We start from the raw sequence: 12,021 nt of genomic DNA on the forward strand, positions 1-12,021 counted from the left end.
CACGCAGAGGTGCCGGGGGGCGGGGTGCTGGGCGCGGGGTGCCGGGGCATGCGTTGCTGAGATCTTGCTGACGGGGACCGTGTTGTCCGGAGCGGCTGCTTTTGCCGGGGGAGACCCGGTGGGGTGGCCGCTCCTTTTGTTGTTCCGGGGTGGGGCGGATTCGTTGAGGGTGGCGCGGATTCGGCGTTCTCGTTGTTTCGGGGCTGAATGGCGGGCTGTTCGGGGGGCGGGGCGATTGCTTGTATGGGGTCGCTATTTGAGGTGGGAACTGCTGTTCGTATAGAGGGCGGGGTTTTCCACAGGGGGTTATCCACAGGGGTGGTCGGGGCGGCTCCGGCATTGGCACAGTGGTGGGCATGCGGGGGTGGTGGCAGGACCTCACCGATCTGGTGCTGCCGGCCGAGTGCGGAGGCTGCGGGAGGCCTCGCACGGCGCTGTGTCCTGAGTGCCGTGCCGCCCTGTACGGGGCCGCACCGCGCCGGGTGCGACCGGCGCCGGAGCCGTCCGGGCTGCCGGTCGTGCACGCGGCGGCTCGGTATGAGGATGCGGTGCGGGCGGTGCTGTTGGCGCACAAGGAGCGAGGGGCGTTGGGGCTCGCGGGGCCGCTCGGATCGGCGCTGGCGGGGGCGGTGTGGGCAGGGGTGCGGGAGGTCTGTGAGCCGGATGGTGGGGGCTGGGCGCCGGAGTGGTCACTGGGGTCGGGGCAGAGGGGCGGGAGTGGGGCGCGGTCGGATGCCGCCCTTGGGGGCGGGGGGCCCGGAGTGCCCGTGCTGCTCGTTCCCGTGCCGTCCGCGCGGCGGGCTGTTCGGGCTCGGGGGCATGATCCGGCCCGGCGCATCGCGCTTGCGGCGGCGGGGGAGCTGCGGCGGGCGGGGATGCCGGCGCGGGTGGTGGCCGTCCTGCGGCAGCGACGGGGTGTGGCCGACCAGTCGGGGCTCAACTCCCGGCAGCGGATGGACAACCTCGCCGGGGCGCTGACGGTGGTTCCGGGTGGCGGGCGGCTGCTGTGCGGAGGCCTGGTCGTGCTGGTCGACGACCTGATGACGACGGGGGCGTCCCTGGCGGAGGCGGCGCGGGCTGTCGGGGAGGCGCGGGAGAGGGAACGTGTGGGGTACGGCGGTTCGGGGGGCGGGGGTCGTGGGGAGCAGGGCGGGTTTCGCGGGGAACAGGGCGGGGGTCGTGGTGGACGGGGCGAGGTGCGCGGTGGACGGGGCGGGGTGCGCGGGGGGCAGGACGGGCTTCGCGGGGACCAGGTCGCGTCTCGCGGTGAACAGGTGGCGGTCGAGAGCCGTGATCAACGGCAACAGGGGGTGGGTGCAGGGGGTGCTCCGCCGGGCGGGCGCGGTGGGCTTCGGCTGGCGGAGTCGGGGGCGGGCGCTGGGTGTCGACGGCCGGATTCGGGTGCGGTGGCCGGGGATCGGCAGGAGTCCGGTGCGGGGGTCGGGTATCGGCACTCGGAGTCCGGCGCGGGGGTCGGCGATCGGCGGCCGGAGCCAGGAGCGAGGGCTGGGTGTCGGCAGTCGGAGTCGGAGTCGGGTGCGGGCGGCGATGGGCGGTCGGAAGCGGGTGCCCGGACCGGGCGGCGGCGGTCGGAGGTGGAGGGGTGGAGTGCTGACGCGCAGGTGGCGATGGATGGTTGGCGTGATCGAGCGCGGGCGGTGAGGGATGGGCGGGGTGTTCATGGGCAGTCGGAGACGGGTGGCCGGTCTGCTCCGCGTGCGACTCCCCGGACAGCTGGGCGGTACGGCCCATGGCAGCCGGATCCGGGCGGGCTCCGGGGGCGACAGCAGCAGGAGTCGGACCGGTCCCGTAGCGGACGGCAGCAGGAGTCGGACTGGTCCCGTAGTGGACGGCAGCGGGAGCTGAGTGGGCCTCGCGGGGTGCGGGAAGTGGGTGGATGCGGGAGTGACGGGATGCGCGTCGTGTACACGGCTGCAACTCGGGAAGGCATGGGGGAACGGATGGCCGCAGGGACGGAGGAGGACACGGCCCGGGAGCGCTGCCTGGAGGCCGCGGCGGGCGCCGTTGGCGTCCGTGACGTGATCTGCGCGGCTGTGGTCGCGGCCCCGCCTGATTCTTTCGAAATAAACCGGAACTGACTGCGAAGTTGCATCGTTGCAGGTTGCGAGAGGACCAATTCACCTGAACGGAGGTACGCCGCGGTAGAGGGTGACGACATCCGTCCGGGCGAGATATGTTCGGTTGTGAGAGAAAGGCGCAGGCCACACCTCGCAAATCCGAATGCCGTGCCGCGGGATTTTCCACCATCACCCGCGACGGTGGAATGGAGATCTTGCCCGCGGGGGAGGAGGTGGAAGTCACCGAGTCCGAGGTTCCGGGGCTCACCGGAGCCTGGTGCAAAAGGGAGATGCTCCGCATCGAGGCGGAGCGATCCGGGAACGGAGTTCTGCGTGGACATCGTCGTCAAGGGCCGCAAGACCGAGGTGCCCGAGCGGTTCCGCAAGCACGTGGCCGAGAAGCTGAAGCTGGAGAAGATCCAGAAGCTCGATGGCAAGGTGATCAGCCTCGACGTCGAGGTGTCCAAGGAGCCGAACCCCCGACAGGCCGACCGTTGTGACCGAGTGGAGATCACGCTCCGCTCCCGCGGTCCGGTGATCCGGGCGGAAGCGGCAGCCAGCGACCCGTACGCGGCACTCGACCTGGCGGCGGAGAAGCTGGACGCCAGGCTGCGCAAGCAGCACGACAAGCGCCACACACGGCGCGGCGCACGACGACTCACGGCGGCGGAGGTCCCGGACCACGTTCCGGACGCGGCGACGCTCAACGGCAACGGCCACCCCGTGCACGAGGAAGAGCCGGAGGGCGTACCCACCAAGAAGATCGGCTCGCTGGAGATCAAGGGTGAAGGCCCCCTCGTCGTCCGCGAGAAGACCCATGTCGCCTCCCCGATGACCCTCGACCAGGCGCTCTACGAGATGGAGCTGGTCGGGCACGACTTCTATCTGTTCGTCGACTCCGAGACCAAGGAACCGAGTGTCGTCTACCGGCGACACGCCTACGACTACGGCGTCATCCACCTGAGCACGGACCCGATGGTCGCCCGGGCGCACTCTCCCGCGCCCGGCGGCACGACGGGAAGCTGACCCTCCCGGATGACAGCTGAGCCGGTGCCCCTGGAGCGCGTGTGCGCCCCCAGGGGCACCCGCGTGCGACCGTTTCGCGCCTCGCTCTGTCACCTCACTGTCGTCCGGGCATGGAATCATGGCCGTACCGGCCCAACCGGTGGGCCGTTGCCTTGGGTTGGCGATGGCACAGGACCAGCCACAGCCTTCAGGGGGAGGAACGATGGCGGACAGCTTCGGACCGCTGCGCGGCGAGGGCGCCGACGACGGCGTCGTCGACATGGGCACGGACGTGGGCTCCCCACGCAAGGAACCCATCCGGGTCCTGGTCGTGGACGACCATGCGCTCTTCCGGCGTGGACTGGAGATCGTGCTCGCGGCCGAGGAGGACATCCAGGTCGTCGGTGAGGCGGGTGACGGCGCGGAGGCCGTCGACAAGGCCGCCGACCTGCTGCCGGACATCGTTCTGATGGACGTCCGGATGCCCAAGCGAGGCGGGATCGAGGCCTGCACCTCCATCAAGGAGGTGGCGCCCAGCGCCAAGATCATCATGCTGACGATCAGTGACGAGGAAGCCGACCTCTACGACGCGATCAAGGCCGGCGCGACCGGGTACCTCCTCAAGGAGATCTCGACGGACGAGGTCGCCACCGCCATTCGCGCCGTGGCCGACGGGCAGTCGCAGATCAGCCCCTCCATGGCGTCGAAGCTGCTCACCGAGTTCAAGTCGATGATCCAGCGGACGGACGAGCGCCGCCTCGTGCCCGCGCCGCGGCTGACCGACCGGGAGCTGGAGGTCCTCAAGCTCGTCGCCACCGGGATGAACAACCGTGATATCGCCAAGGAGTTGTTCATCTCCGAGAACACCGTGAAGAACCACGTGCGCAACATCCTGGAGAAGCTGCAGCTGCACTCCAGGATGGAGGCCGTCGTCTACGCGATGCGCGAGAAGATCCTAGAGATCCGCTAGCTCCTTCACGCGGAGCGCGAGCTCCTTCACGAGGGGCTCGCGGAGTTCGGGAGCGTCCACCCGCTCCACGCGTACGTCCGTGCAGTCCACCCAGCTCGCCGCCTCCACCAGGGCCTGCGCCACCGCCGGAACCGCCTTCGGGCCGTCCAGGCTGACCTGCCTGGCCACCAGCGTGCCGCCCTCGCGGGCCGGGTCCACGCGGCCGACGAGACGGCCACCGGCCAGTACCGGCATCGCGAAGTAGCCGTGGATCCGCTTGGGCTTGGGGACGTAGGCCTCCAGGCGGTGGGTGAAGCCGAAGATCCGCTCCGTACGCGCGCGTTCCCAGATCAGGGAGTCGAACGGGGACAGCAGGGTGGTGCGGTGGCGACCGCGCGGGACGGTCTCCAGGGCCGCGGGGTCGGCCCAGGCCGGCTTGCCCCAGCCCTCGACGGTGACCGGTACCAGGCCGGAATCGGCGATCACCGCATCGACCTGCTCGCCCTTGAGGCGGTGGTAGTCGGCGATGTCCGCGCGGGTCCCGACGCCCAGGGACTGGCCGGCGAGACGGACCAGTCGGCGTACGCACTCGGTGTCGTCCAGCTCGTCATGGAGCAGGTCGGACGGGACGGCGCGCTCGGCGAGGTCGTATACCCGCTTCCAGCCGCGGCGCTCCACGCAGACCACCTCGCCGTACATCAGGGCACGTTCGACGGCGACCTTGGTGCCGGACCAGTCCCACCACTCGCTGGTCTTCTTCGCGCCGCCCAACTCCGTGGCGGTGAGGGGGCCTTCGGTGCGCAGCTGCTTGACGACCTGCTCGTAGGTGCCCTCCGGGAGCTGGTGGTTCCAGTGCGGACGGCTGCGGTAGGCGCGGCGGCGGAAGGCGAAGTGGGGCCACTCCTCGATGGGGAGGATGCAGGCCGCGTGCGACCAGTACTCGAAGGCGTGCGTGTCCGTCCAGTAGGCGTTCTCCACCGTCTTGCGGCCCACCGCGCCCAGGCGGGCGTACGGGATCAGCTCATGGGAGCGGGCGAGGACCGAGATGGTGTCGAGCTGGACCGCGCCGAGGTGGCGGAGGACACCACGGACTCCGGCCCGCCGGTCGGGCGTGCCCAGGAAACCCTGGGCACGCAGCACGATACGACGGGCCTCGTCGGCCGAGAGGTCGGTGGTGGGACGCGGGGTCGTCATGGGTCCGAACGATAGAGGTCGGCACTGACAGTGCGGGGTGACCTGCGGTTCCACCCGGGACGGGGGGCTACCGAGGCGCGGGAAGGTACTGCGCTGTCGACGGCAGGCCCAGGTCGGAGGGGAGCAGCGCGCCGATCCAGCAGTCCCGGCGGATGCCCTGGTGGGCGATCCCGGAGCGCATGACGCCCTCGACGACGAAACCGGCGCGCTCCGCGACCGCGCGCGAGGCTTCGTTGCCCACTTCCGCGCGCCACTCCACGCGGTCGACGGACAGGTCGGTGACGGCCCAGCGGGAGGCGGCGAGGACGGCCTCGGTGATGTAGCCGTGGCCGCGGTGCTCCTTCACGGCCCAGTAGCCGATCTCGGCCATGGCCGGCCCCCGCATGGTCAGGCCGAGCATGCCCACCAGGTCCTCCCCTTCGGGGAGGAAGAGGCCCCAGGTGAACATCGTGTCGTTGGCCCAGCCCTGCGGGACCAACTGCTCGGTGAAGCCCTGGGCGTGCTCGGGCAGATACGGCGAGGGGATGGTCGTCCAGCGCAGGATGTCGGGGTCCTGCACGGCGGCGAGCACGGTCGCGGTGTCCTGCGGGCCGGGCGAGCGCAGCAGGAGGCGGTCCGTGGTGAGGGTGACGGGGTCCATCGGCTGATTCTGCTCAGGTGTTCGGTGAAGGCGCCATCAGTTTTGCTGTGAGTGAGCGCGCGATCACAATTCGCGCAATTCGTGAGCGGGACGCGGCACCATCGGCGTTCCCCGTCCGTTGTCACCTTTGAAGCAGATTTGAAAGAGCTGACGGTCGGCGTACCCGGCAGGCCTCCCGGCGTGGTGGGGTCCTCGCATACGATGGCCGTTGCTCAGTAAGTGAAATGGAAACCGACCGTCCCAGGCCCGACCGGCAAGGAGACCAACCCCCGTGTCCGTCCTCTCGAAGATCATGCGTGCAGGCGAAGGCAAGATCCTGCGCAAGCTGCACCGCATCGCGGACCAGGTCAACTCCATCGAAGAGGACTTCGTCGACCTCTCCGACGCCGAGCTGCGGGCCCTCACCGATGAGTACAAGCAGCGGTACGCCGACGGTGAGAGCCTGGACGACCTGATGCCCGAGGCGTTCGCCACCGTGCGCGAGGGTGCCAAGCGCGCCCTGGGCCAGCGCCACTACGACGTGCAGATCATGGGCGGCGCCGCCCTGCACCTCGGCTATGTGGCCGAGATGAAGACCGGTGAGGGCAAGACCCTCGTCGGCACCCTGCCCGCGTACCTGAACGCGATCTCCGGCAAGGGCGTCCACCTCATCACGGTCAACGACTACCTGGCCGAGCGTGACTCCGAGATGATGGGTCGCGTCCACAAGTTCCTGGGCCTGAGCGTCGGTTGCATCCTCGCCAACATGACGCCCGCCCAGCGCCGCGAGCAGTACGCGTGCGACATCACCTACGGCACGAACAACGAGTTCGGCTTCGACTACCTGCGCGACAACATGGCGTGGTCCAAGGACGAACTCGTCCAGCGCGGCCACAACTTCGCCATCGTCGACGAGGTCGACTCCATCCTCGTCGACGAGGCCCGTACGCCGCTGATCATCTCCGGCCCGGCCGACCAGGCCACCAAGTGGTACGGCGACTTCGCCAAGCTGGTCCTGCGCCTGAAGAAGGGCGAGGCGGGCAACCCCCTCAAGGGCATCGAGGAGACCGGCGACTACGAGGTCGACGAGAAGAAGCGCACGGTCGCCATCCACGAGTCCGGTGTCAGCAAGGTCGAGGACTGGCTGGGCATCGACAACCTCTACGAGTCGGTGAACACCCCTCTGGTGGGCTACCTGAACAACGCCATCAAGGCGAAGGAGCTCTTCAAGAAGGACAAGGACTACGTCGTCATGGACGGCGAAGTCATGATCGTCGACGAGCACACCGGCCGTATCCTCGCCGGCCGCCGTTACAACGAGGGCATGCACCAGGCGATCGAGGCGAAGGAAGGGGTGGACATCAAGGACGAGAACCAGACCCTCGCCACGATCACCCTCCAGAACTTCTTCCGCCTCTACAAGCGCCACGACCACAACGGCAAGGAACAGCCCGGTCTGTGCGGCATGACCGGTACGGCCATGACCGAGGCCGCCGAGTTCCACCAGATCTACAAGCTCGGCGTGGTCCCGATCCCGACGAACCGGCCGATGATCCGCAAGGACCAGTCGGACCTGATCTACCGCACCGAGGTCGCGAAGTTCGAGGCGGTCGTCGACGACATCGTCGAGAAGCACGAGAAGGGCCAGCCGATCCTCGTCGGCACGACGTCGGTCGAGAAGTCCGAGTACCTCTCCCAGCAGCTCTCCAAGCGCGGCGTCCAGCACGAGGTGCTGAACGCCAAGCAGCACGACCGTGAGGCGACCATCGTCGCCCAGGCCGGCCGCAGGGGCGCGGTCACCGTCGCCACGAACATGGCCGGCCGTGGTACCGACATCAAGCTCGGCGGCAACCCCGAGGACCTCGCCGACGCGGAGCTGCGCCAGCGCGGCCTCGACCCCGAGGAGCACATCGAGGAGTGGGCGCAGGCCCTGCCCGCCGCCCTGGAGAAGGCCGAGCAGGCCGTCAAGGCCGAGAAGGAAGAGGTCGAGGCGCTCGGCGGCCTCTACGTGCTCGGCACCGAGCGGCACGAGTCGCGCCGTATCGACAACCAGCTGCGCGGTCGTTCCGGCCGTCAGGGCGACCCCGGTGAGTCCCGCTTCTACCTCTCCCTGGGTGACGACCTGATGCGGCTGTTCAAGGCCCAGATGGTCGAGCGCGTGATGTCGATGGCGAACGTCCCGGACGACGTGCCGATCGAGAACAAGATGGTCACGCGCGCGATCGCGTCCGCCCAGTCGCAGGTCGAGCAGCAGAACTTCGAGACCCGTAAGAACGTCCTGAAGTACGACGAGGTCCTCAACCGGCAGCGCGAGGTCATCTACGGCGAGCGGCGCCGCGTCCTGGAGGGCGAGGATCTGCAGGAGCAGATCGTGCACTTCATGGACGACACCATCGACGCGTACGTCGCGGCGGAGACCGCCGAGGGCTTCGCCGAGGACTGGGACCTCGACCGGCTGTGGGGCGCGTTCAAGCAGCTCTACCCGGTGAAGATCACCGTCGAGGAGCTGGAGGACGCCGCGGGCGACCGCGCGGGTCTGACCGCCGAGTACATCTCCGAGTCCATCAAGGACGACATCCACGAGCAGTACGAGGCGCGTGAGGCGCAGCTCGGCTCCGAGATCATGCGTGAGCTGGAGCGCCGGGTCGTGCTGTCGGTCCTGGACCGCAAGTGGCGTGAGCACCTCTACGAGATGGACTACCTCCAGGAGGGCATCGGCCTGCGCGCGATGGCCCAGAAGGACCCGCTGGTCGAGTACCAGCGCGAGGGCTTCGACATGTTCACCGCGATGATGGAGGGCATCAAGGAGGAGTCCGTCGGCTACCTGTTCAACCTGGAGGTCCAGGTCGAGCAGCAGGTCGAGGAGGTCCCCGTCGAGGACACCGCGCCGTCGCTCGACAAGAAGGACGCGGTTCCGGCGCAGGCCGGCGCGCGTCCCGAGATCCGTGCGAAGGGGCTCGACGCTCCGCAGCGCCGGGACCTGCACTTCTCCGCGCCGACCGTGGACGGCGAGGGCGGTGTCGTCGAGGGCGAGTTCGCCGACGACGACGAGCCGGTGCGCTCCGAGGCGGACGGCCTCACGCGCGCGGAGCGCAGGAAGCAGTCCCGTGGTCGGGGGCGGCGCAAGAAGTAGTTCCTGCGGTGCGATGGGCGTCGTAGCGGATGGGCTGACGGTGCCGGGGATGCTGTAGCGGGTTGAGGCTGCGGTGCCTGGGCGTCGGTGGTGCGTTGAGGCTGCGGTGCCTGGTTGCCGGGGTGAGTTGAGGCCGCGGTGCCTGAGGGTGCTGTGGCGGTGGAAGGGCCGGGTCACTTGAGGGTGTCCGGCCCTTCGGCGTGCGGTGGGGCGGGAGGGTGCGGCCTCCCCGCGCTATCAGGGCCTCAAGGGGCCTTCTAGAGGCTTCCCCTCCCGGGGGCGTCAGTCGTCGTCCGGGCGGGGGGCTCGGGGGCCGCCGAGTTCGACCGCTGTGCAGCGCCAGCGGAGGTCCTGGCCCTGTTCCAGGCGGAAGGCCATGGCGCGCACCTGGTCGCCGGCGCCGATGCGGGCGAAGGCCTCGACGGCGCCCGCGCGGGGGACGTAGTAGCCGATGTCGCGGACGACGGGGCGGGTGCCGCGGGTGCGCAAGGGGCCGCGTTCGGCCAGCCAGGCCAGTTCGTCGTAGGCGCGGCCCGCGGTGTGCCGGAGCATCGAGTGGACGGGGCGCTGACCGCTCAGGACGGTGAGGAGGAGGTCGGCGAAACGGTCGGTGGGGCGGGGCTGGGGGACGAGCGGGCGGCGGGGGGTCTGGTGCGGAACGAGTGGGGTGGCCTCCGGGGTGACGTCCGGGGTGGGGTGCGGGTGCGTGGTGGTGCCGGGCGCTGTGGCGGCTGCGGTGCGGGGGAGGGGCCTCGTGGTGGGCGTGCCGGTGAGCGTGGCTGTGGCTCGGGACGGGGTGCTGCTGGTGGTGGTCGTGCTGCCCGCGTCGTCGGCCGCGGTGCCGGTGGTTGTGGCCGGTGTAACGGTGGTCGTGGGGCGGCCGTGAGTGGTGCCGGGTCGGCTGGTGGGTGACGTGCCGCTCCGGCCGGGGCCGCTCTGCGGGCGGTTGTCCACAGGCCCGGTGCGGGCGCGGGTGCCGTTGCCGGGGGAGCCCGGTGGGCGGCCGTCGCCCGGGGCCGTGCGGGGGGTGCTGCCGCCGGGGGTGCGGGGCGGGGTGCCACCGGGGCGGCGGGAGTCACGGCGGGCCGGCGGGCGGGTGCCGGAGTGGTGCTGGGCCCTGGTCATGACCTTGTTCATGGGATCCCCGTTCTGCGAGCCCGGAAAGTACCGAGCGGTAACTTCGTGCTTGGAGATCTTGTACGGGGCCGTGGGTCACGACGGCAAGGAAGCCGAGGACCGGGTCGGGCGGCCGGAATCTTCACCTATCAGGGTGATGAGAGGGGTTGGAAGCCCATGATCTCGGGGGTGGGGCGGGTGAATTCCGGGAGCGGGGTGGACGCCTCACGGAGGCTGGGCAGGGACTCGAAAGGGGACGCCCGCACGTATCCTGAAGGCCTTCGCGGAGCCCCTCCGATCACGTTCTCCGACCACGAAAGCGGCCAGCCATGCGCGTCTACGTCCCCCTGACCCTCCCCGGTCTCGCCGAGGCGTACAAGACGGGTGAGCTGGGGGCCGAGCCGCTCCTCGCCTACGCCGTCACACCCGCCCTGCGTGAGTGGTACCTCTCCGACGACATCGAGGAACTGGAGTACGCGGCGCTGAACCGGGCCGCGCTCGCCTCGCTGCGGCTGCTCGCGGCGGACGCCGGAGCCGTACGGCGCCGGGTCGTGGTGGCCGTGGACGTGGCCGACGGGGCCGCGGTCGCCGACCCCGACCGGGCGCTGGACCCCGCGGCGCTCGGTGAGGTGCGGGTCTCCGGGACGGTGAAGCTGGCCAAGGCCGCGGCGGTCCACGTCGACTCGGACGACGCGGAGGAGGACGTCACCGCCGCCGTGGACGCGCTGGAGGCGGCGGACGGCGGGGACGACGACGCGCAGTTCGTCGTGGACGGGGCCGAGGACCACGAGTTGCTGTGGTATGCGACGCAGGAGATTCCCAACCTGGTGGGATGGGGCGGCTGAGCCCTGTCCTGCGGGCGGTTTCACCTGCGGTGACCTGCTGGTCTCTTGATTGTCAGTGGGGGCGGGTACGTTTTTGGCATGGGGATGCTGACAGGGGCGCACATCGTCTGGGACTGGAACGGCACGCTGTTCCACGACAACGACGCGATCATCGGGGCGACGAACGCGGCGTTCGGTGAGCTGGGGCTGGCGCCGATCACGATGGAGCAGTACCGGGCGCTGTACTGCGTGCCGGTGCCGAAGTTCTACGAGCGGTTGCTGGGGCGGCTGCCCACCGATGCCGAGTGGGAGGTCATGGACGAGACCTTCCATCGGTACTACGCCGAGCACCGGGTGGCGTGCCGGCTGACCGACGGGGCGGTGGAGCTGCTGACGGGGTGGGGAGCGGCCGGACGCAGCCAGTCGATCCTCAGCATGTACGTGCATGACGAACTGGTGCCGTTGGTGCGCGGGTTCGGGATCGAGGCGCACTTCCTGCGGGTGGACGGGCGGACCGGGCCCTCGGGGGGCAGCAAGGCGGAGCACATGGAGCGGCACCTCGCCGCGCTGGTGGGGGTGGACGCTGCACGGACCGTGGTGATCGGGGACGCCGCGGATGACGCGGTGGCGGCGATGCGGGTGGGGGCGCGGGCTGTGCTGTACACGGGGGGATCGCACAGTCGGGCCAGTCTTGAGGGGGTGGGGGTGCCGGTGGTGGACACCCTGGCGGAGGCGGTGGCGGAGGCTGAGCGCATAGCGGGGTGACGGGGTCAGGTCGGTCGGGTGCCGGGTGCCGGGTGCCGGGTGGCGGGTGCTGAGTGCCGGGTGCCGTAGCGCCGGGTGACTGAGATGTGCCCTGGGTGCTGTCGGCCGGGGGTGGGTTTCGCTCGCCGCCGCTGGGCGGGTGCCGCTGCGCCCACCCGTGCCGCCCCAGCGGCACGACTGCCCGCAGCTCGGACGAGTGTCTTGGAGGGCCACCGGGCAGCCCGTAGCTGGGGCGGCGGCGCCTTGGAGGGCCACAGGCCTCGCGGCGGGGGGCGGCGGGCGGTCCGCTGTACGGCGGACGGTATGTCGGACGGCGTGTCCTCTTACGGTGGGTTCGT

8 protein-coding genes and 1 pseudogene are annotated in these 12,021 nt (G+C 70.3%); 6 read left to right on the forward strand and 3 right to left on the reverse strand.

Translation table 11 applies throughout. From position 1 onward, the window contains the following. Positions 1 to 356: 356 nt before the first annotated feature. From OHN19_RS26205 to OHN19_RS26215, 3 genes and pseudogenes are all read left to right on the forward strand, one after another. Positions 357 to 1,076: pseudogene (locus tag OHN19_RS26205) on the forward strand (ComF family protein); the annotation flags it as partial. A 1,335-nt stretch (positions 1,077 to 2,411) separates the two neighbouring features. Continuing rightward, on the forward strand, positions 2,412 to 3,104 hold the full coding sequence (gene hpf, locus OHN19_RS26210) for a ribosome hibernation-promoting factor, HPF/YfiA family (RefSeq protein ID WP_330266540.1): 693 nt from the start codon (positions 2,412 to 2,414) through the stop codon (positions 3,102 to 3,104). 202 nt (positions 3,105 to 3,306) lie between these two features. Further along, the gene (locus tag OHN19_RS26215; RefSeq protein ID WP_330266541.1) at positions 3,307 to 4,053 is read left to right on the forward strand and encodes a response regulator transcription factor; all 747 of its coding nucleotides are present in this window, start codon (positions 3,307 to 3,309) and stop codon (positions 4,051 to 4,053) included. Here OHN19_RS26215 and OHN19_RS26220 read toward each other — a convergent pair. Together OHN19_RS26220 and OHN19_RS26225 are read right to left on the reverse strand one after the other, a co-directional pair. After that, positions 4,039 to 5,226, reverse strand: a complete 1,188-nt coding sequence (locus tag OHN19_RS26220; RefSeq protein ID WP_330266542.1) for a winged helix-turn-helix domain-containing protein — start codon at positions 5,224 to 5,226, stop codon at positions 4,039 to 4,041. The genes OHN19_RS26215 and OHN19_RS26220 overlap by 15 nt on opposite strands. Positions 5,227 to 5,293: 67 nt before the next feature. Further along, complete coding sequence (locus tag OHN19_RS26225) at positions 5,294 to 5,866, reverse strand: GNAT family N-acetyltransferase (protein ID WP_330266543.1); 573 nt, start codon at positions 5,864 to 5,866, stop codon at positions 5,294 to 5,296. Positions 5,867 to 6,137: 271 nt separating this feature from the next. On the opposite strand from OHN19_RS26225, the gene secA reads away from it, so the two are divergent. Continuing rightward, positions 6,138 to 8,978, forward strand: a complete 2,841-nt coding sequence (gene secA, locus OHN19_RS26230; protein WP_330266544.1) for a preprotein translocase subunit SecA — start codon at positions 6,138 to 6,140, stop codon at positions 8,976 to 8,978. Between the two features lie 282 nt (positions 8,979 to 9,260). Here secA and OHN19_RS26235 read toward each other — a convergent pair whose 3' ends face one another. Next, a complete protein-coding gene (locus tag OHN19_RS26235) occupies positions 9,261 to 10,115 on the reverse strand; it encodes an Rv3235 family protein (protein WP_330266545.1) in 855 nt (284 codons plus the stop codon). Between the two features lie 308 nt (positions 10,116 to 10,423). On the opposite strand from OHN19_RS26235, the gene OHN19_RS26240 reads away from it, so the two are divergent. Both OHN19_RS26240 and OHN19_RS26245 read left to right on the forward strand, forming a co-directional pair. Further along, positions 10,424 to 10,939: a DUF6912 family protein gene (locus OHN19_RS26240; RefSeq protein WP_330266546.1), complete on the forward strand. Its 516-nt coding sequence runs from the start codon at positions 10,424 to 10,426 to the stop codon at positions 10,937 to 10,939. Between the two features lie 78 nt (positions 10,940 to 11,017). Further along, a complete protein-coding gene (locus OHN19_RS26245; protein WP_330266547.1) occupies positions 11,018 to 11,683 on the forward strand; it encodes an HAD family hydrolase in 666 nt (221 codons plus the stop codon). The last annotated feature ends 338 nt before the right edge of the window (positions 11,684 to 12,021 follow it).

It is taken from the genome of Streptomyces griseorubiginosus (assembly GCF_036345115.1).
In the GTDB taxonomy this organism is placed as follows: Bacteria; Actinomycetota; Actinomycetes; order Streptomycetales; family Streptomycetaceae; genus Streptomyces; species Streptomyces griseorubiginosus_C.

Coding starts and splice junctions, on each gene's coding strand:
- OHN19_RS26245 (WP_330266547.1), top strand. CDS start 11,018: ATGGGGATGCTGACAGGGGCGCACATCGTCTGGGACTGGAACGGCACG.
- OHN19_RS26235 (WP_330266545.1), bottom strand. CDS start 10,115: ATGAACAAGGTCATGACCAGGGCCCAGCACCACTCCGGCACCCGCCCG.
- OHN19_RS26215 (WP_330266541.1), top strand. CDS start 3,307: ATGGCGGACAGCTTCGGACCGCTGCGCGGCGAGGGCGCCGACGACGGC.
- OHN19_RS26220 (WP_330266542.1), bottom strand. CDS start 5,226: ATGACGACCCCGCGTCCCACCACCGACCTCTCGGCCGACGAGGCCCGT.
- OHN19_RS26225 (WP_330266543.1), bottom strand. CDS start 5,866: ATGGACCCCGTCACCCTCACCACGGACCGCCTCCTGCTGCGCTCGCCC.
- OHN19_RS26240 (WP_330266546.1), top strand. CDS start 10,424: ATGCGCGTCTACGTCCCCCTGACCCTCCCCGGTCTCGCCGAGGCGTAC.